Raw genomic sequence first — 19,778 nt, 5'->3', positions numbered from 1 at the left:
CCCGGTCGACGTCCGCGGGACGTCGCCGGGTCGCCGCCGTGCGGTGCCTGCCCGTCCCGCCCGCCCGTCGCGCGGGCCCGTCCGTGCCGCCGCGTCGCCGGGCCCGCCAGCGCGGCCCGCGACCGGTCCGTCCCACCGCCACGACCGTCCCGAGTGAGGTCCTGTGCTCAGATTCGTCGTCCGCCGCCTGGCACTCATGGTGCCCGTGCTCTTCGGGCTGTCCGTCCTGCTGTTCCTGTGGCTGAGGGCGCTGCCCGGTGACCCCGCCCGGGCCATGCTGGGCCAGCGCGCCACGCCCGACGCCATCGAGCGGGTGAACGAGCAGTACGGCTTCGACCAGCCGCTCCTGCAGCAGTTCGTCACCTACATCGGCCAGCTCCTGCAGGGCAACTTCGGCTCGTCGACGTTCACCGGCGAACCGGTGGTCTCCAGCTTCCTCACCCGCTTCCCGGCGACGGTGGAGCTCGCCCTGGCGGGCCTGACCTTCGCGATCCTCGTCGGGATCCCGCTGGGCTACTACGCCGCGCGCCACGCCGGCGGCATCCTGGACACGTTCGCCGTCGGAGGGTCGCTGCTCGGGGTCTGCATCCCGGTCTTCTTCCTCGCGTACCTGCTGAAGATGGTGTTCGCCGTCGGCGTCGGGCCGTTCGCCTTCCTCGGCGTGCTCCCGACCAGCGGCAGGCAGTCCGTGCGGATGGACGCCACCCACATCACCAACCTCTACGTCCTCGACGGGCTGCTCACCCGGGAGTGGGACGCGGCCCTGGACGCGCTGCAGCACCTGATCCTGCCCGGTATCGCCCTGGGCACCATCCCGCTCGCGATCATCGTCCGCATCACCCGGGCCTCCGTCCTCGAGGTGCTCGGCGAGGACTACGTGCGCACCGCCCAGGCGAAGGGCCTGACGCGCGGGCTCATCCGGCGCCGGCACGTGCTCCGCAACGCGATGCTGCCGGTCGCGACCACCATCGGCCTGCAGACCGGGGCCCTGTTCGCCGGTGCCGTCCTCACCGAGACGGTGTTCGCCTTCAACGGCATCGGCTCCTACCTCTTCCAGGCCATCGGCCAGCTCGACTACTCCGTGCTGCAGGGGTACATCCTGTTCATCGCCCTGACCTACGCCGTGATCAACCTGCTGGTCGACATCAGCTACGGCCTCATCGACCCGAGGGTGCGTGCATCGTGAGCCTCTCCCACAGCCCCGGCACCCCCAACCCGCCCTCCGGCGGCACGGACGACGCGGCGCCCACCACCCTCGAGTCGGTGATGGCGGAGCTGCGCACCGACGACGAGCGCGGTGTCAGCCTCTGGGTGGGCGCCTGGCGCCGGATGCGTCGCAACCCCAGCGCGATCGTCGGCCTGGTGCTGATGGCCGCGTTCCTGCTCGTGGCCCTCCTCGCACCGCTCATCGCGGGGTACGAACCGGGCCGGCCCCTGGTCAACAGCGGCGTCACGCCGTCGTCCGTGCCCGGCCCGTCGGACGCCCACCCCCTCGGACTCGACTCGACCGGCACCGACCTGCTGACCCAGCTCGTGTTCGGCGCCCGGCAGTCGCTGCTCATCGGCGTCGTGTCGACCGCCTTCGGCCTCAGCGTCGGAGCGGCGATCGGCCTGCTGGCCGGGGCGTTCGGCGGCGTCGTCGACACGGTCGTGATGCGGTTCGTCGACATCCTGCTGTCCATCCCGAGCCTCCTGCTCGCCGTCAGCATCGCTGCCGTCCTCGGCCAGAGCACGACCTCCCTGATGATCGCCATCGGCGGCGCGCAGGTCCCGATCTTCGCGCGGCTGCTGCGCGGGTCCCTGCTGCAGCAGCGGTCGGCCGACTACGTGCTGGCGTCGTTCTCGCTCGGGCTGCGACGCCGCAACGTGGTGATGAGCCACATGCTGCCGAACTCCCTGGGCCCGGTGATCGTGCAGGCGACCCTGACCCTGGCGACGGCCATCATCGAGGTGGCTGCCCTGTCCTACCTCGGCCTCGGCGACCCCAACCCGAGCGCGCCCGAGTGGGGGCGGATGCTGGTCAACGCCCAGCCGCGGCTGGAGACCGACCCGCACCTGGCGCTGCTGCCCGGCCTGTGCATCGCCGTCACCGCGCTCGGCTTCACCCTCTTCGGTGAGGCGCTGCGCGAGGCCCTCGACCCCAAGTTCCGGCGGTGACCCGATGACCACCACGACACCCCAGACGTCCCCGGGGACCGCGACCGCGGCCCGGGCGCTGCTCGAGGTCGAGGACCTCTCGGTCACCTTCGGCGCCCGTGGCCGCAAGCCCGTGCGGGCGGTCGACGGCGTGTCCTTCTCCGTGCGACCCGGCGAGGTCGTGGGGCTGGTCGGGGAGTCCGGCAGCGGCAAGTCCGTCACCTCGCTGGCCGTGATGGGGCTGCTGCCCCCGCGCGGCGTCCGGGTCGAGGGGTCCGTGCGGTTCGACGGACGCGAGCTCGTGGGGGCGTCCTCCGCGGTGCTGAGCGACCTGCGCGGCAAGGACGTCGCCATGGTGTTCCAGGACCCCATGTCCAGCCTCAACCCGGTGGTGCCGATCGGCCGGCAGGTGACCGAGGTGCTGCGGCGCCACACCGGTGCCGACCGCAACGGTGCCGAGCAGGAGGCCGAGCACCTGCTGCACCAGGTCGGCATCCCCGACCCGCGGCGCAGGCTGGGGGAGTACCCCCACCAGCTGTCCGGCGGGATGCGCCAGCGCGCGCTCATCGCCATCGCCCTGGCGTGCAAGCCGCGGCTGCTGATCGCCGACGAGCCGACGACCGCGCTGGACGTCACCATCCAGGCGCAGGTGCTGGAGCTGCTGCGCCGGCTCGTCACCGAGTCCGGCACCGCGATGGTGATGATCACCCACGACCTCGGCGTCGTCGCCGGCCTGTGCGACGAGGTGAACGTCATGTACAGCGGCCGGATCGTCGAGAACGCCGGCCGGCAGGAGCTGTTCGGCGCGCCCCGGCACCGCTACACGCAGGGTCTGCTCGCGTCCGTGCCTCGCCTGGACGCCGCCCGCGGTGAGCCCCTGCGGCCGATCCCGGGTACCCCGCGCGACGTCGTCCCCTGGTCGCGGGCGTGCGCCTTCGCGCCGCGGTGCGAGGCGCGCCAGGAGGACTGCGTGCGACCTGACATCCCGTTGGCGCCGGACGCCGTGCGCCCCCGTCACCAGCACCGGTGCGTGCACCCGGCACCCGTGCCCGGCGACGACGCCACCGGGGCCGCACGCCCGCAGGAGGACCCGCGATGACGACGTCCACGAGCCCGACGGTGTCCACGCCGACGGCGCCGACCACGGACCGGCCGGACGTCCTGCTGTCCGTGCGCGGTCTGCAGGTCCACTTCCCCATCCGCAAGGGCGTCCTGTTCGACCGCACGGTGGGGCACGTGCGGGCCGTCGACGGCGTCGACCTCGACGTCCGCCGGGGGCAGACCTACGGCCTGGTGGGGGAGTCCGGCTGCGGCAAGTCGACCCTGGGCCGCGCCGTCCTGCGGTTGGAGGAGCCGACCGGAGGGCAGGTGCTCTTCGACGGCACCGACCTGCGGGAGCTGGGGGCCGACCCGTTGCGCCGCATGCGCCGGCGCATGCAGATGGTCTTCCAGGACCCGATGTCCAGCCTGGACCCGCGGCAGAGCGTGCAGTCGATCCTCACCGAGCCGATGCGCGCCCACGGGGCCGAGGGCGGCCGGCGCGAGTGGGACCGGCGGGTGCTCGAGCTGCTCGAGGTCGTCGGGCTGCCGGCCTCCGCCGCGGCCAAGTACCCGCACGAGTTCTCCGGCGGCCAGCGCCAGCGGATCGGCATCGCCCGCGCGATCGCGCTGAACCCCGAGCTGGTCATCGCGGACGAGCCCGTCAGCGCCCTGGACGTCTCGGTTCAGGCGCAGGTCATCAACCTGCTGGAGGAGCTCCAGGACGCCCTCGGGTTGACCTACCTGGTGATCGCCCACGACCTCGCGGTCGTGCGGCACATCTCCGACCGGGTCGGGGTGATGTACCTGGGGACGATCGTGGAGGAGGCGGACAGCGACGACCTCTACGACCAGCCCCTGCACCCGTACACGCTGTCGCTGATGTCGGCGATCCCGGTGCCGGACCCGGACGTGGAGGACCGGCGCGAGCGGATCCTGCTCGCCGGCGACCTGCCCAGCCCGGCGAACCCGCCGTCCGGCTGCCGGTTCCACACCCGCTGCCCGTTCGTGCAGCGCACCCGCTGCCACGACGAGGTCCCGGCGCTGCGTGAGCTGGCGCCCGGCCACCGGGTGGCGTGCCACTGGGCGGAGGAGATCCGTGACGGCCGCGTCCGACCGGGTGCCAGCGCGTTCGACCCGACCGCGGAGGCGGGCGAGGACCCCGAGCACGGGGTGCACGACGGCGACGGCCCGGAGCCCACGACGCGCTGAGCCCGTCCCCGGACGTGGCGTCGGTCGGCCGTTCGGCCGGCCGGCGCCACGTCCGTTTCCAGGGGGCGGTCAGTCGGTGGCGATCGCCTGCAGCACGTTGAGCCGTGCAGCGCGCACCGCGGGGGCCACCGCAGCCACCACGCCGACCACACCGGCGAGCAGCAGCACCCAGGCCAACGCCGACCACGGGACCACCAGCTCCGTGAGCCCGTCGTCCACGAGGTAGCGCTGGAGCAGGACGCCGAGACCGGCACCGAGCACCACGCCGAGCACCGCCCCGTACAGCGCCGTCATCACCGACTCCGCGGTGATCATCCGCCGCAGCTGGGTGCGGGTCAGCCCGACCGCCCGCAGCAGCCCGATCTCGCGGGTCCGCTCGAACACGGACAGGGCGAGGGTGTTCACGATCCCCAGGACCGCGATGACGACCGACAGCGCCAGCAGGACGTAGATGGTCAGGAGCAGCTGCTGGATCTGGTCCGCCTGGGCGTCCACGTACTCGCCGCGGTCCTGGACGGCCACCACGACGTAGGGCCGGACCGTCTCCACGACCTCGGCGCGCACGGCCTCGGCGTCCGCGCCGCGCTCCAGGGTCACCAGTGCGGTGAGGTCGACCTGCTGCGCGGTCGGGACGGACCGGCGGGCCAGGTCGGCCGGGACGACGTACGGCGAGCCGAGGGCGGGGTTGTCCTCGAAGACGCCGCCCACCGTCAGCTCGGCGTCGGTGTCCGTCCCGACGACCCCGCGCAGCACGCTGCCCACCGCGACGCCGCGGTCCTCGGCCTCGCTGCGGCTGACGAGGACCTCGCCGTCGTCCAACGCGGCCAGCTCGCCCTGCCGCATGGTCACGTCGATCGAGTCGTCGAGGTCCGAGGCGGTCGACGACAGCCCGAAGGTCTGCTCGCCGCCCAGCAGCATCGGCACCGCCCCGAAGGAGGCCACCGAGCGGACCCCGTCGACCTCGCGCACCTGCTCGGAGATCTTCGGACTGAAACCCGTGAACCCGCCGTTGAGGACGAGGTCGGCCGTGACCACCTCGTCGACGATCGCCCGCGTCGACTGCGTGGCGGACGAGGAGAGCACCGAGACCGCCGTCACCAGCGCGAGGCCGATCATCAGGGCGCTGGCCGTGACCGCCGTCCGGCGGGGGTTGCGGACCGCGTTGCCGCGGGCCATCCGGCCGACCGTGCGCGACGCGGCCGCGAACGGCTTGCCCAGCAGGCGCAGCACCGGCCGGGCCACCGGGGCCGCCCCGACGAGGAAGGCGCCGAGCAGCAGCAGCGCGCAGGCCGCCAGCGCCCACCCGCTCCAGCCGGAGTCCCGCCACAGCGCGAGCGGCACCGTCTCCAGGCCGAGCACGAGCAGCACCACGGCCAACCCGGCGCGCCGGCGCAGGCTCCCCTCGGGCAGCGCCACCTCGTCCCGCATGGCGGCGACCGGGGCGATGCGTGACGCCCGGCGCGCGGGCAGGGCCGCCGCGACCACGGTGACGACCAGCCCGATGAGGAGGCTGACCACGACGGTCGTGGCCGTCACCGGCAGACCACCGGAGATCTCCAGCCCGAACTGGCCCACGGCGACCTGCAGCAGCGCGGCCAGGCCGATCCCCGCGACCAGGCCGATGGCGCCACCGACGAGGCCGACGACCGCGGCCTCGGCCAGCACCATCAGCTCGACCTGCCGGGCGCCGGCGCCGACGGCCCGCAGCAGAGCCAGCTCGCGGGTGCGCTGGGCCACGAGCATCGAGAACGTGTTCCAGATGATGAACGTCCCCACCACCAGGCTGATCCCGGCGAAGACCAGCAGGAACGTGTTGATGAAGCCCAGGGCGTCGCGGATCGCCGCGGTGTCCTCCTCGGACTTGGCCTGCCCGGTGATCGCCTCCGCACCCTCGGGCAGCACGTCGGCGACCGCCGTGGCCAGGGCCCCCTGGTCGGTCGAGAGGTCCGTCGCCTCGACGGAGAACGCGGGGACCGTCCCGTCGGGCGCGAAGAGCTCCTGGGCGGTGCCGGCGTCGAACAGGACCAGCGTGCTGCCCGCCAGGGCGCCGAACTCGACCCTGCCCACGACCTCGACGTCCCGGACGTCGCCCCCTGCGACCACGACGCGGGTGCGGTCGCCGACGTCCAGGCCCGCCGCCTCCAGCGTCCCCGTCTCCACCACGACCTCGTCGCCGCCGCGGGGCTCGCGGCCCTCGACGAGGTCGACGACCGGGTCGTCCTCGAGGAACTGGAACGCGAGCGTGGGAGCGCCACCTCGTCGGACGGCGGTGCCGTCGGCCCCGACGAGCACCGCGCTGCCGGCGAGCTCGGGAACGGCCCGCCGCACGCCCGGGACCGACTCGATCTCCTCGGCGAGCTCGAGCGGCAGACCGGCGCGCAGGGACGTCCCGTCGAACGCCTGGGCCCCCTGCTCGCCCCGGACGTAGACGGTGGTGCCCTCGTTGGCCTGGTCGAAGATGCCGGTGAAGGTGCGGTCCAGGCTCTCGGTCAGCACGAGGGTGCCGGAGACGAAGGCGACCCCGAGCAGCACGGACAGGGTCGTCAGCAGGAAGCGCACCCGGTGGCCGCGGACCCCGGCCAGCGTCACCCGCAGCATCAGCTGACCCGCTGCGCAGGGTCGTGCCGGGCCATCTGCTCGAGCACGGTGGCGGCGGTCGGGTCGAGGAGCTCGCCCACCAGGCGCCCGTCGGCGATGAACAGCACCCGGTCCGCGTAGGCGGCGGCGGACGGCTCGTGGGTCACCATCACCACGGTCTGGCCGAACTCGTCCACGGACCGGCGCAGGAACCCGAGGATCTCCGCGCTGGCGTTGGAGTCCAGGTTGCCGGTGGGCTCGTCCGCGAAGACGATGGCCGGCCGGCTCACCAGAGCGCGCGCGCAGGCCACCCGCTGCTGCTGCCCGCCGGACAGCTCGCTCGGCTTGTGCCCGAGTCGCGAGCGCAGCCCCACGGTGTCGACGACGGTGTCGTACCACTCGCGGTCGACCCGCCGTCCGGCGATGTCCAGCGGGAGGGTGATGTTCTCCGCCGCGGTCAGGGTGGGCACGAGGTTGAACGACTGGAACACGAACCCGATCCGGTCCCGCCTGAGCCGGGTGAGGGCCTTGTCGCGCAGCCCCGCGACCTCGACCCCGTCGACGACGACGCTGCCGGAGGTCGGCGTGTCCAACGCCGCCAGGCAGTGCATGAGGGTGGACTTGCCCGACCCCGACGGCCCCATGATCGCCGTCAGCTCGCCGGGCCGGAACGCCACGCTCACCCCGTCGAGAGCACGCACCTGCGCGTCGCCGGTGCCGTACACCTTGACCAGGTCCCGGGCCTGCGCCACGGGAGCCCCCGCGTCGGTGCGGGCCTGCGGGACCTGGCCCCGGCTGCGGGAGCGGCGCGGGCTCGGCCGGTCGGTCTCCTGCGCCTGTGGGGTCGGCTCCGTCGTCGTGGGCGAGCCACCCGGGCCGCGCGTGGCGGCGGTGTCGTCGGTCATGGGGCCATCCTCGTCTCCAGCGTGGTGCTCGGACCGGCCGGTGGGCACCCGGACGGCAGGTGGGGACAACCCGAGTGCCCGCACGGGTCCATCCTCGTGCGTCGCGGGCTGTGACGGCACCCGCTTTCCGGCGCCCCCGGGAGTCCACCGGACGGTGGACGAGGCGACCGTGCCGGTGCCGTGCTCGGGCCAGGACCGCGCGGCTCAGCCGTCCTCGTCCTGACCCGGTGCGGGCAGCCGGCCGGACTGACCACCCGCGGCGCGCGCCGCTGCGTCGACGGGGACCGGTGGCGGGGTGCCCCCGAAGGACGGGCACAGGGACCGGTGGTGGCACCAGTCGCACAGGCGACCGGGGGAGGGCCGCCAGTCGCCCGTCTCGGACGCCCGGCGGATCGCCGCCCACAGCGCCTCGACGGTGCGCTCGGTGGCGAGCAGCTCGTGCTCGGTCGGTGCGTACCGCAGCACCTGCCCGTCGCCGAGGTAGACCAGCTGCAGCAGCGCGGGGACCACGCCCCGGGTGCGCCACAGCACCAGCCCGTAGAACCGCATCTGGAACAGCGCCTTGGCCTCGAACAGGGCGGAGGGCGCCCGGCCGGTCTTGTAGTCGACGACCCTGATCGCGCCGTTCGGCGCCACGTCGAGACGGTCCACGTACCCCCGTAGCCGCAGCCCGCTGGGCAGGTCGGTCTCGACGTACAGCTCGCGCTCGGCCGGTTCGAGCCGGGTGGGGTCCTCGAGGGTGAACCACCGCTCCACGAGCTGCCCCGCCCCGGCGAACCAGGACTCCAGGGCCTGCGCGTCGTCGCCGAACAGCGCGTCCAGGCCCGGCTCCTCGGCCAGCAGCCGCTCCCACTGCGGGCCCAGCAGCCCCCGGGCGTGCTCGAGCGTCCGCTCGGGCGCCGGGACGTCGAACAGGCGCTCGAGCACCGCGTGCACCAGGGTGCCCCGGGCAGCCGCCGGGCTCGGTGGCTCGGGCAGCCGGTCCACCACCCGGAACCGGTACAGCAGCGGGCACTGCCGGAAGTCGGCGGCGCGCGACGGTGACAGGGCGGCCGGTGCGGCGGACGGGGTGCCCGCCTGCGGGTCCGGCCCGGGACCGGCCGCGGGCCGCAGGTCCGTCGTCGTCATGGTCCCGACCGTACGCGGCCGGTCCGACGACGCGGGCCGGGAGCGCCCCGCGCGTCGGGGGCGGCACCGGCGCCGACCGGCCCGGCGTGAGCGCCGTACGCTGGTGCGGTGAGCGCAGCGCCCGACCGGTCCCCGCCGTCGCTGCGGCACCCCGAGGGCTGGCAGGTCGCGACGCTCCTCGGCGTCCCCGTCGTCCTGGCCCGGTCGTGGCTGGTCATCGCCGCCGTGGTGACCGTCCTGTTCGGCCCTCTCGTCCGGGACCAGGAGCCCGGTCTCGGCGCCGCCGCCTGGTTCGTGGCCCTCGGCTACGCGGTGCTGCTGCTCCTGTCCGTCCTGCTGCACGAGCTCGGCCACGCCGCCGTCGCCCGGGCCACCGGCACCCCGGCCACGCGGATCGTGCTCAACCTGTGGGGCGGTCACACCCAGTTCGAGACCGAGGCCACGACCCCGGGACGCAGCATGGCCGTCGCCGCCGTCGGTCCCGCGGCCAACGGGGTGATCGCGGTGGTCGCCTACCTCGCCCTGGGCCTGGTCGACGGCGGCGTGCCGGGGCTCCTGCTCGGGGCGCTGGCGCTGACCAACGGCTTCGTCGCGGTGTTCAACCTCGTCCCGGGCCTGCCCCTGGACGGCGGTCGCGTGCTCGAGGCGCTGGTCTGGAAGGCCACCGGCGACCGGGCCACCGGGATGGTCGTCGCCGGGTGGGCGGGCCGGGTGGTCGCCGTCGGGCTCGTCATCGGGCTCGTCGTCGTGCCGCTGGCGCGCGGTGGTGCGCCGGGCCTGCTCACGGTGGTCTGGACCGCCATGATCGGCGGGTTGCTGTGGCAGGGCGCCGGTGAGGCGGTGCGCGCCGCCGGTGTCCGTCGGCGGCTGGGACGCGCCGACCTGGCTCACCTCGCCGACCCCGCGGTCGGCGTCCCGTCGCAGGTCACCCTCGCCGAGGCGGGCCGGCGGGCCGTCGCCGCCGGCGCACGCGACGTCGTCCTGCTGGACCCGCAGGGCCGTCCGGTCGCCGTCGTGGACGCCGAGGCCGCCGGCGCCGTCCCCCCGCAGCGCCGCGAGGAGGTACCGGTCGCCTCCACCGCCCGGGCCCTGCCTCCCGGGCCGCTGCTGCCCGCCGACCTGTCCGGGGCGGCCCTGCTCGACGCGGTGTCCCGGTCCGCGGGCGAGGAGTGGGTCGTGGTCGGCGCCACCGGCGAGGTCACCGGCGTGCTGCGCGCGGCCGCGCTCGTCGCCGTGCTGCTCCCGCGGTCCGGGCGCTGAGCCCGCGTCCTGCCGGGGACGGCGGTACGGCGGTCGGGGGACCGCGGCCGGCACCTAGACTCGCTCGCCGTGACGCCGCTGACCCCCGGGCACAGCCCCGAGCAGACCGCCGGGCACGTCCCCGACCCGCCCCCCGCCCCTCCGACCGGTGCGGACCGGCGGCGCGGCCCCCTGCGCGAGGGTGAGCGCGTGCAGCTGACCGACCCGAAGGGCCGGATGCACACCATCACCCTGGCGAGCGGCAAGGAGTTCCACACCCACCGGGGGTCCTTCCCGCACGACGCGCTGATCGGCCGGCCGGAGGGCTCGGTCGTCGAGAGCACCGCCGGCATCGCCTACCTGGCGCTGCGGCCGCTGCTGTCGGACTACGTGCTGTCCATGCCCCGCGGCGCCGCCGTCGTCTACCCCAAGGACGCGGGGCAGGTCGTGGCGATGGCCGACGTGTTCCCCGGCGCCCGGGTCGTCGAGGCCGGCGTGGGCTCCGGCGCGCTGAGCATGTCCCTGCTGCGGGCGGTCGGCGACGCCGGGCACCTGCACTCCTTCGAGCGGCGGGAGGACTTCGCCGACATCGCGCGCGCCAACGTGGAGACCTTCTTCGGGGGGCCGCACCCGGCGTGGACGGTGACCGTGGGCGACCTCGCCGAGGAGCTCCCGCGCCACGAGGAGGCCGGGTCGGTCGACCGCGTGGTGCTCGACATGCTCGCCCCGTGGGAGTGCCTGGACGCGGTCGCGACGGCCCTGGCGCCGGGAGGGGTGCTGATCGGGTACGTCGCCACGGCGACGCAGCTCTCCCGGCTCGCCGAGGAGGTGCGCGCCGACGGGCGCTTCACCGAGCCGGCCGCGTGGGAGTCGATGGTCCGCGGCTGGCACCTCGAGGGCCTGGCCGTGCGTCCGCAGCACCGGATGGTCGGTCACACGGGGTTCCTGCTCACCACGCGGAGGATGGCGCCGCTGGTCACCGCGCCGCCCCGGCGCCGGAGGCCGGCCAAGGCGGCCCAGGAGGCGCCGTCCACCGACGTCCTGGCGGCCTCCGTCGAGGAGGCGTGGACGCCCGAGGCCCTCGGTGAGCGCGCGGTGTCGGCCAAGAAGCTGCGCCGGGTGCGGCGCGACGTCACCGCGACCCGCGACCTCGCGGTGCACGGACGGCGCGACGGCGGGGACGGCGACCCCGCCGGCCCGCCGGAGCGACCGGAGGACCCCGGGGCGGCCGGGGACCCCGGGAACCGTCCCGGTACGTGAGACGCCCGTCCGTGCCGGCGCGGCGGGGCGTCGCGCACCGCGTCGGCGACGGTGACGCGGGCGGGCCGATGCGCTGCGGCACAGCGGGTCCCACCGACGCACCGGGCACCCGCCCGGCGCCGGCCCCGTCCGGGTGGGGCACGGCGGGTCGTGGCGCGTCGGTCGGTGCCGCGGGTTAGGGTCGAGTGCACGAGCCCTACCGGGGAGGTGCGAGATGGACGCCCAGGACCCTTCGCGACACGAGGTCGAGGCGCTGCAGGCCGAGCTGGCCGCCCTGCGGCTGCGCCTCGCGGAGTCACCGCGGCGCTACCAGGCCCTGGAGGACAGGGTCGTGCACCTGCAGCGGCAGGTCGGTGACCTCAGCGAGCGCAACGAGCGGCTCGTGCGCACCCTCACCGACGCGCGCGAGCAGATCCTCACCCTCAAGACCGAGGTGGACCGGCTGGCGCAGCCGCCCAGCGGGTACGGGGTCTTCCTCAAGGCCCACGACGACGGCACGGTCGACATCACCCAGTCGGGTCGCAAGCTGCGGGTGGCCGTGAGCCCGACGGTCGACGTCCCGTCCCTCGGCCCGGGCCAGGAGGTGATGCTCAACGAGGCGCTGAACGTCGTCGCCGCCACCGAGTACGAGCGGACGGGTGAGATCGTCGTCCTGAAGGAGCTGCTGGACGACGAGCGGGTGCTGGTCGTCGCGCACGCCGACGAGGAGCGCGTCGTCCGCCTCGCCGGGTCCCTGGTGGGGCAGCGGCTGCGCGTCGGTGACGCGCTGACGCTGGACGCCCGCTCCGGCTACGTGTACGAGAAGGTGCCGAAGGCGGAGGTCGAGGAGCTGGTCCTCGAGGAGGTTCCCGACATCCAGTACACGGACATCGGCGGCCTGGGGTCCCAGATCGACCAGATCCGCGACGCCGTCGAGCTGCCGTTCCTGCACCCCGACCTCTTCCGCGAGCACGGGCTCAAGGCGCCCAAGGGCGTGCTGCTGTACGGGCCGCCCGGGTGCGGCAAGACCCTCATCGCCAAGGCGGTGGCCAACTCCCTGGCGCAGAAGACCGCGGAGCAGCGCGGCCTGAAGGAGGCGAAGAGCTACTTCCTCAACGTCAAGGGCCCCGAGCTGCTGAACAAGTACGTGGGCGAGACCGAGCGGCACATCCGGCTGATCTTCGCCCGGGCCCGGGAGAAGGCCTCCGAGGGCACCCCGGTCGTGGTGTTCTTCGACGAGATGGAGTCCCTGTTCCGCACCCGCGGCTCCGGGGTCTCCTCGGACGTGGAGACGACGATCGTCCCGCAGCTGCTGGCGGAGATCGACGGCGTCGAGCGGCTCGAGAACGTCATCGTCATCGGGGCGTCGAACCGCGAGGACATGATCGACCCGGCCATCCTGCGCCCGGGCCGGCTGGACGTGAAGATCAAGATCCAGCGGCCCGACGCCGAGGGGGCGAAGGACATCTTCGCCAAGTACCTCACCAAGGACCTGCCGCTGCACCCGCACGACCTCGCCGAGCACGGTGGGTCGGAGCAGGCCTGCGTGGAGGCGATGATCCAGGCGACCGTCGAGCGGATGTACGCCGAGTCCGAGGAGAACCAGTTCCTCGAGGTCACGTACGCCAACGGCGACAAGGAGATCCTGTACTTCAAGGACTTCAACTCCGGGGCGATGATCCAGAACATCGTCGACCGCGCCAAGAAGATGGCGATCAAGGACCTGCTCGCCACCGGGCAGCGGGGTCTTCGGGTCGACCACCTGCTCGCGGCCTGCGTCGACGAGTTCAAGGAGAACGAGGACCTGCCCAACACCACGAACCCCGACGACTGGGCCCGCATCTCCGGCAAGAAGGGTGAGCGGATCGTCTACATCCGCACGATCATCCAGGGCAAGACCGGCAAGGAGCCCGGGCGCTCGATCGACACGGTCGCGAACACCGGGCAGTACCTGTGAGCCCCGCCGCGACGGGGCCCGGGCTCGTCAGCCCCGGCGCCGCCTGACCCGGCCCCCACGCACGTCGTCGACCCGCCCACCGGCTCCCGGTGGGCGGCACGGCGGCCGCGGCCGCGTCGCGGGCCGCACGTAGGCTCCGCCTCATGAGCGTCCACCGCGTGATGGGGATCGAGACGGAGTACGGCGTCAGCGCCCCCGGCGACCCGGGGGCCAGCGCCATGCTGCTGTCGGGCCAGGTCGTCAACGCCTACGCCGCCCCCCTGGGCCGCGCCGTGGCCCGGGCGCGGTGGGACTACGAGGACGAGCAGCCCCTGCGGGACGCGCGCGGCTGGGACGTCTCGCGCGAGGCCGCCGACCCCAGCCAGCTCACCGACGCCCCCGGCCACGCCGACCCCGGCTCGGACGCCGAGGACCCCGGCCTGGCCAACGTCGTGCTGACCAACGGCGCCCGCCTGTACGTCGACCACGCGCACCCCGAGTACTCCAGCCCCGAGGTGCGCACGCCGCTGGACGCCGTCCGGTGGGACAAGGCGGGGGAGCGGGTGATGGCCACCGCCGCGCGCCGGATCGCCGCCTCGCCGGGTCTGGCGCCGGTCAACCTGTACAAGAACAACACCGACAACAAGGGGGCGTCGTACGGCACCCACGAGAACTACCTGATGCGGCGTGAGACGCCGTTCCAGGAGATCGTGCGGGGCCTGGTCCCCTTCTTCGTCACCCGGCAGGTGTTCGCCGGCAGCGGCAAGGTCGGCATCGGTCAGGCAGGGGAGCGGCCCGGCTTCCAGCTCAGCCAGCGCGCCGACTTCTTCGAGGTGGAGGTGGGCCTGGAGACCACCCTCAAGCGGCCGATCGTCAACACGCGCGACGAGCCGCACGCCAGCGCGGACAAGTACCGGCGCCTGCACGTCATCATCGGTGACGCGAACCTCTGCGAGGTGGCCACCTTCCTCAAGCTGGGGACGACGGCCCTGGTCCTCGACATGATCGAGGCGCACGCCCTGCCCGACCTGACGCTCGAGCGCCCGGTCGCGACCCTGCACGCGGTCAGCCACGACCCGTCGCTGCAGCAGCTGGTCACCCTGCGCGACGGCACCCGGATGACGGCGGTGCAGCTCCAGTGGCGCTTCTACGAGGCCGCGGAGGCGTTCGTCGCCTCCCGCGGGCAGGACGACCCGGACGGGCAGACCGCCCAGGTGCTCGCCCGCTGGGAGAGCGTGCTGACCCGGCTGGAGCAGGACCCGATGCAGCTGCACCGTGAGCTCGACTGGGTCTGCAAGCTCCGGCTGCTCGAGGGGTTCCGCCAGCGCGAGGGCCTGGACTGGGGGCACCCCCGGCTCGAGCTGATCGACCTGCAGTACAGCGACGTGCGTCCGGAGAAGGGCCTCTACCAGCGGCTGGCCGCCCGGGGCGCCGTCGAGCGGCTGCTGGACGAGCAGGACGTCGAGCGCGCGGTCACCGAGCCGCCGCAGGACACCCGGGCGTTCTTCCGCGGCGAGTGCCTGGCCCGCTACGGCGAGAACGTGGTGGCGGCCAGCTGGGACTCGGTGGTCTTCGACGTCCCGGGGCTGCCGTCGCTGCAGCGGGTGCCGACCCTGGAGCCGCTGCGCGGCACGCGCGAGCACGTCGGCGCGCTGCTGGAGGGGAGCCCGACCGCCCGCGACCTGGTGCGCACGCTCACCGGGCGCTGACCGGCGGGCCGGCGCGCCCGTCGGGGACGGGCCAGCCTAGGATCGGTGACCAGGACGTCAGGGACGACGCCAGTGAGGAGCCGACGATGGCCGGACAGGAACAGACCCGACCGACGCGCCGGGACGGTGACGAGCCGGACGAGGCCCCGCCGCCCGCCCCCGCGGCGCCGGCGACGCAGGCCAAGGACGAGGACATCGACGCGATCCTCGACGACATCGACGAGGCCCTGGAGGCCAACGCCGAGACGTTCGTCCGCCAGTTCCAGCAGAAGGGCGGCGAGTGAGCCGCCGGTGGCGGCAGTAGGGTCCACCGGGTGAGCACCGACCTGCCCGGGCGCCTGCCCGCGGCCTACCTGGCCGCGGGCTCGTCGTCCTTCACCGAGTTCCTCTCCGCCCACAGCCCCGAGCTGCTGCCCGGACGTCGCCCGCTGCCGCCGGGCACCGTGCCCGAGGCCCCGCACGGGACGACGATCGTCGCGCTGACGTTCCCCGGCGGCGTCGTGATGGCCGGTGACCGTCGCGCCACGATGGGCAGCTACATCGCCAACCGGGAGATCGAGAAGGTCTTCCCGGCGGACGAGTACTCGTGCGTGGGGATCGCCGGGACGGCGGGCGTCGCGGTCGAGATGGTCCGCCTGTTCCAGGTCGAGCTCGAGCACTACGAGAAGATCGAGGGCACGCTCCTCAGCCTCGACGGCAAGGCCAACCGGCTGGCGACGATGATCCGCGGCAACCTCGGCCTGGCCATGCAGGGTCTGGCGGTGGTGCCGCTGTTCGCCGGGTACGACCTCGACCGCGCCGAGGGGCGGATCTTCTCCTACGACGTCACCGGCGGCCGGTACGAGGAGCACGGCCACCACTCGGTGGGGTCCGGCTCGCTGTTCGCCCGCGGGGCACTGAAGAAGCTGTACCGGCCGACGCACGGGGTCGGTGAGGCGGTGCGGGTCGCGGTCGAGGCGCTGTACGACGCGGCGGACGACGACAGCGCCACCGGTGGGCCTGACGTCACCCGCCGGATCTGGCCGGTCGTGGCGACGGTCACCGACGAGGGCTACAGCCGGTGGACCGACGAGCACGTCGGCGGCGTGGTGGAGCAGGTGCTCGCCGACCGCCGCGGCGACCCGGGCGGCGGCTCGCGGCGAGGCGACGGCGCGACGACACCGGACCGCCCGGCCGGCGAGGGACGGGAGGACGCCCGATGAGCATGCCGTTCTACGTCTCGCCCGAGCAGCTGATGAAGGACAAGGCGGACTTCGCGCGCAAGGGCATCGCCCGGGGACGCTCCGTCGTCGTCGTCGCCTACGAGGGCGGCATCGCCTTCGCTGCCGAGAACCCGTCCCGCGCCCTCCACAAGATCAGCGAGATCTACGACCGGATCGCGTTCGCCGCCGCGGGCAAGTACAACGAGTTCGAGAACCTGCGGGTCGCGGGCGTCCGCTACGCGGACCTGCGCGGCTACTCCTACGACCGCACCGACGTGACCGCGCGGGCGCTGTCCAACGCCTACGCCCAGACCCTGGGCACCGTGTTCACCACCGAGCCCAAGCCGCTCGAGGTCGAGCTGGTCGTCGCCGAGGTGGGAGCCACCCCGCAGACCGACCAGCTCTACCGGCTCACCTACGACGGCTCGGTCGCCGAGGAGCACGGGTTCGTCGTGATGGGGGGTGCCGCCGACCAGGTGATGGCCGTGCTCCAGGAGGGCTGGCGGCCCGGGATGAGCCTCGCGGAGGCGCTGGCCGTGGCGGTGCAGGCGCTGTCCGTGGAGCCGGGCAGCGACCAGCGCCGCGACCTGGGCACCGACGTCCTCGAGGTCGCCGTGCTGGACCGGCACCGGCCGCGCCGCGCGTTCCGCCGGCTCACCGGGTCGCTGCTGGAGCGCCTGCTGTCCCGGCAGGACCCCACGTCCGACGTCCCGGAGGCCGACGACCGTCGTCCGGGACCGCACGACACGCTCTCCGGTGAGGACGGGCGCGGCGCCGGCGGGACCGCCACGCCGCCGCCCGGTGGCGGGTCGGGGTCCGCGCCGGGCGAGGGGCACTCCGGGCTGCCGGAGGACGACCCGAGCTGACCCGGCCCGGCCCTCCTGCGGGCCGGGCGGAGGCCGTCGGGCCGCTGGACCGGCGTGCGTCACGGCGTGGCCCGCGCAGGCTCCCCGCGCCGGTCGTAGTGTGACGACATGGAGCGGCGGATCTTCGGGCTCGAGACCGAGTACGGCGTCACGTGCGCGGCGGACGGGCAGCGCAAGCTGTCCGCGGACGAGGTCGCGCGGTACCTCTTCCGCAAGGTCGTGTCCTGGGGCCGGTCCTCCAACGTCTTCCTGCGCAACGGCGCGCGGCTGTACCTGGACGTCGGCAGCCACCCCGAGTACGCGACCCCGGAGTGCGACGACGTGCGGGAGCTGGTCGTGCACGACCGGGCGGGGGAGCGGGTCCTCGAGGGGCTCATGGTGGACGCCGAGCGCCGGCTGCGTGAGGAGGGCATCGACGGCGAGGTCTTCCTGTTCAAGAACAACACGGACTCGGCCGGCAACTCCTACGGCTGCCACGAGAACTACCTGGTCAGCCGTCAGGGCGAGTTCGCCCGCCTGTCGGACGTCCTGATCCCCTTCCTGGTGACCCGGCAGGTGCTCGTCGGCGCCGGCAAGGTGCTGCAGACGCCGCGCGGCGCGGTGTTCTGCCTGTCCCAGCGCGCCGACCACATCTGGGAGGGCGTGTCCAGCGCCACCACCCGCAGCCGCCCCATCATCAACACCCGGGACGAGCCCCACGCCGACGCCGAGCGGTACCGGCGCCTGCACGTCATCGTCGGCGACTCCAACATGTCGGAGACGACCACGATGCTCAAGGTCGGTGCCGCGGAGCTGGTGCTCCAGATGGTCGAGGCCGGCACGCCGATGCGGGACCTGTCCCTGGAGAACCCGATCCGCGCCATCCGCGAGATCAGCCACGACCTGACCGGACGCCGGCCGGTGCGGCTGGCCAACGGACGAGAGGCCAGCGCCCTGGACATCCAGGAGGAGTACCTCGACCGCGCCAAGACGTTCGTGGACTCCTCCGGTCGCATCACCCCGACGACCAAGCGGGTCCTCGACCTGTGGGAGCGCGGCCTGCGCGCCGTGCGTGACGGGGACCTCGGCCTGGTCGACCGCGAGCTCGACTGGGTGATCAAGCACAAGCTCGTCGAGCGGTACCAGGCCCGGCACGACCTGCCCCTGTCCAGCGCTCGGATCGCCCGGCTCGACCTCGCCTACCACGACATCAGCCGCCGCCGCGGCCTGTACTACCTGCTCGCGGCGAAGGGGCTGGTGGAGCGGGTCACCAGCGACATCGAGGTGTTCGCGGCGACGTCGACGCCGCCGCAGACGACACGGGCGCGACTGCGCGGGGACTTCGTCCGGCGGGCGCAGGAGCGTCGCCGCGACTTCACCGTGGACTGGGTCCACCTCAAGCTGAACGACCAGGCGCAGCGGACCGTCCTGTGCAAGGACCCGTTCCGGTCCGTCGACGAGCGCGTGGAGCGCCTCATCGCGGGGATGTGACCTCCGCGACGGTCGCCGGCCGGCGGCCTGTCAGCCCGCTCCCAGGGTCGCCGGTTAGGGTGCGCACCGGGCGCCGGCGCACCCGCGCCGCCCGCCCCCCGCAGCCCCCGGCAGCCAGCCGCCGGCGGCTGGCAGCACCCGTCACACCCCGCGAGGAGCACCGTGCGTCGACTGTGGGCCCTGCTCGTCCTGCCCGCCCTCCTGCTGACCGCCTGCGGCTCGGACGAGCCCGCCGCGTCCGCCGAGGAGGAGGGGCCGCCACCCGTCACCGACCTCGCGGAGGTCGAGGTCACCGGCGAGCCCGGCGAGAAGCCGACCATCACGGTCGACGGCGAGTACTCGGTCACCGAGAGCGACCGCAGGGTCCTGACCGAGGGCGAGGGACCCGTCGTGGAGGAGGGCCAGACCCTCAAGATCGACTACCTGGGGGTCAACGGCCGCGACGGCGCCGAGTTCGACACCTCCTTCGGTGAGGGCCGGGCGACCTTCACGCTGGCCCGCGGGCAGATCATCGACGGGTTCCTCGACGGCCTCGTCGGCACCACCGTGGGCAGCCGGGTCCTCGTCGGCGTCGCGCCCGACGACGGCTACGGCCCGCAGGGCGGGGTGGAGGGCGCCGGCATCGAGGCGGACGACTCGCTGCTGTTCGTCATCGACGTCCACGGCGTCGTCCCCCAGCGCGCCACCGGCACGGCCGTCGAGCAGATGCCCAACCTGCCCCAGGTGGCGCTGGACGAGAACGGCAAGCCGACGATCACGATCCCGGACCGCGAGGCGCCCACGGAGCTGCTCGTGCAGCCCCTCATCACGGGGACGGGACCGCCGGTCGCCGCGGGCCAGACCGTCAGCGTGCACTACACCGGCGTGAAGTGGGCCGACGGCTCCCAGTTCGACTCGTCCTGGGACCGCGGGGCCGCGGCGCAGTTCCCGATCGGCACCGGGAACGTCATCTCCGCGTGGGACATCGCCCTGGTCGGCCAGCCCGTCGGGAGCCAGGTCCTGATCGTGGCGCCCCCGGAGCACGGCTACGGTGCGGAGGGCCGCCCGGACTCGGGGATCTCCGGCACCGACACCCTGGTCTTCGTGGTCGACATCCTGGACGCGAGCTGACCGGACGTCGG

The 19,778-nt window shown here is 74.0% G+C and carries 16 protein-coding genes; 13 read left to right on the top strand and 3 right to left on the bottom strand.

What is annotated here, in order from left to right:
• Positions 1 to 163: 163 nt before the first annotated feature.
• From ACYVQV_RS00890 to ACYVQV_RS00875, 4 genes are all read left to right on the top strand, one after another.
• Positions 164 to 1,186 (top strand): ABC transporter permease, encoded by a 1,023-nt coding sequence (locus tag ACYVQV_RS00890; RefSeq protein WP_461021366.1) that lies wholly within the window; start codon positions 164 to 166, stop codon positions 1,184 to 1,186.
• Between the two features lie 80 nt (positions 1,187 to 1,266).
• Positions 1,267 to 2,157, top strand: coding sequence for an ABC transporter permease (locus ACYVQV_RS00885; RefSeq protein WP_461021501.1), 891 nt, complete (start codon positions 1,267 to 1,269; stop codon positions 2,155 to 2,157).
• A 4-nt stretch (positions 2,158 to 2,161) separates the two neighbouring features.
• Entirely contained in the window at positions 2,162 to 3,235 is a 1,074-nt protein-coding gene (locus tag ACYVQV_RS00880) for an ABC transporter ATP-binding protein (RefSeq protein WP_461021365.1), read from the top strand.
• A complete protein-coding gene (locus ACYVQV_RS00875) occupies positions 3,232 to 4,386 on the top strand; it encodes an ABC transporter ATP-binding protein (RefSeq protein WP_461021364.1) in 1,155 nt (384 codons plus the stop codon). The genes ACYVQV_RS00880 and ACYVQV_RS00875 overlap by 4 nt, the downstream gene beginning before the upstream one ends.
• 69 nt (positions 4,387 to 4,455) lie before the next feature.
• On the opposite strand, the gene ACYVQV_RS00870 is transcribed toward ACYVQV_RS00875, so the two are convergent.
• From ACYVQV_RS00870 to ACYVQV_RS00860, 3 genes are all read right to left on the bottom strand, one after another.
• Positions 4,456 to 6,984 carry an ABC transporter permease gene (locus ACYVQV_RS00870; protein ID WP_461021363.1) on the bottom strand — a complete coding sequence of 843 codons (2,529 nt, stop codon included), beginning with the start codon at positions 6,982 to 6,984 and terminating at the stop codon, positions 4,456 to 4,458.
• Positions 6,984 to 7,868 carry an ABC transporter ATP-binding protein gene (locus ACYVQV_RS00865; RefSeq protein ID WP_461021362.1) on the bottom strand — a complete coding sequence of 295 codons (885 nt, stop codon included), beginning with the start codon at positions 7,866 to 7,868 and terminating at the stop codon, positions 6,984 to 6,986. Before ACYVQV_RS00865 ends, ACYVQV_RS00870 begins: the two co-directional genes overlap by 1 nt.
• A gap of 204 nt (positions 7,869 to 8,072) precedes the next feature.
• Complete coding sequence (locus ACYVQV_RS00860; protein ID WP_461021361.1) at positions 8,073 to 8,996, bottom strand: RecB family exonuclease; 924 nt, start codon at positions 8,994 to 8,996, stop codon at positions 8,073 to 8,075.
• A gap of 108 nt (positions 8,997 to 9,104) precedes the next feature.
• Here ACYVQV_RS00860 and ACYVQV_RS00855 point away from each other — a divergent pair, with 108 nt between their 5' ends.
• The 9 genes from ACYVQV_RS00855 to ACYVQV_RS00815 all read left to right on the top strand — a co-directional run bounded on the left by ACYVQV_RS00855 (position 9,105) and on the right by ACYVQV_RS00815 (position 19,767).
• Positions 9,105 to 10,256, top strand: coding sequence for a site-2 protease family protein (locus ACYVQV_RS00855; RefSeq protein ID WP_461021360.1), 1,152 nt, complete (start codon positions 9,105 to 9,107; stop codon positions 10,254 to 10,256).
• A 78-nt stretch (positions 10,257 to 10,334) separates the two neighbouring features.
• Positions 10,335 to 11,495, top strand: coding sequence for a tRNA (adenine-N1)-methyltransferase (locus ACYVQV_RS00850; protein WP_461021500.1), 1,161 nt, complete (start codon positions 10,335 to 10,337; stop codon positions 11,493 to 11,495).
• 214 nt (positions 11,496 to 11,709) lie between these two features.
• A complete protein-coding gene (arc, locus tag ACYVQV_RS00845; protein ID WP_461021359.1) occupies positions 11,710 to 13,431 on the top strand; it encodes a proteasome ATPase in 1,722 nt (573 codons plus the stop codon).
• Between the two features lie 143 nt (positions 13,432 to 13,574).
• Positions 13,575 to 15,119: a depupylase/deamidase Dop gene (dop, locus tag ACYVQV_RS00840; protein ID WP_461021358.1), complete on the top strand. Its 1,545-nt coding sequence runs from the start codon at positions 13,575 to 13,577 to the stop codon at positions 15,117 to 15,119.
• Positions 15,120 to 15,205: 86 nt separating this feature from the next.
• Positions 15,206 to 15,403: a ubiquitin-like protein Pup gene (locus ACYVQV_RS00835; protein WP_461021357.1), complete on the top strand. Its 198-nt coding sequence runs from the start codon at positions 15,206 to 15,208 to the stop codon at positions 15,401 to 15,403.
• A 30-nt stretch (positions 15,404 to 15,433) separates the two neighbouring features.
• A complete protein-coding gene (prcB, locus tag ACYVQV_RS00830) occupies positions 15,434 to 16,321 on the top strand; it encodes a proteasome subunit beta (protein ID WP_461021356.1) in 888 nt (295 codons plus the stop codon).
• Positions 16,318 to 17,187 carry a proteasome subunit alpha gene (gene prcA, locus ACYVQV_RS00825; protein WP_461021355.1) on the top strand — a complete coding sequence of 290 codons (870 nt, stop codon included), beginning with the start codon at positions 16,318 to 16,320 and terminating at the stop codon, positions 17,185 to 17,187. The genes prcB and prcA overlap by 4 nt, the downstream gene beginning before the upstream one ends.
• Before the next feature lie 108 nt (positions 17,188 to 17,295).
• Positions 17,296 to 18,657, top strand: coding sequence for a Pup--protein ligase (gene pafA, locus ACYVQV_RS00820; protein ID WP_461021354.1), 1,362 nt, complete (start codon positions 17,296 to 17,298; stop codon positions 18,655 to 18,657).
• 162 nt (positions 18,658 to 18,819) lie between these two features.
• Positions 18,820 to 19,767 (top strand): FKBP-type peptidyl-prolyl cis-trans isomerase, encoded by a 948-nt coding sequence (locus ACYVQV_RS00815; RefSeq protein ID WP_461021353.1) that lies wholly within the window; start codon positions 18,820 to 18,822, stop codon positions 19,765 to 19,767.
• Positions 19,768 to 19,778: the final 11 nt, after the last annotated feature.

Source organism: Thalassiella azotivora (assembly GCF_054781695.1).
Note: the sequence above shows the minus strand (reverse complement) of the source record. Positions and strands in the feature narration are given on the sequence as shown.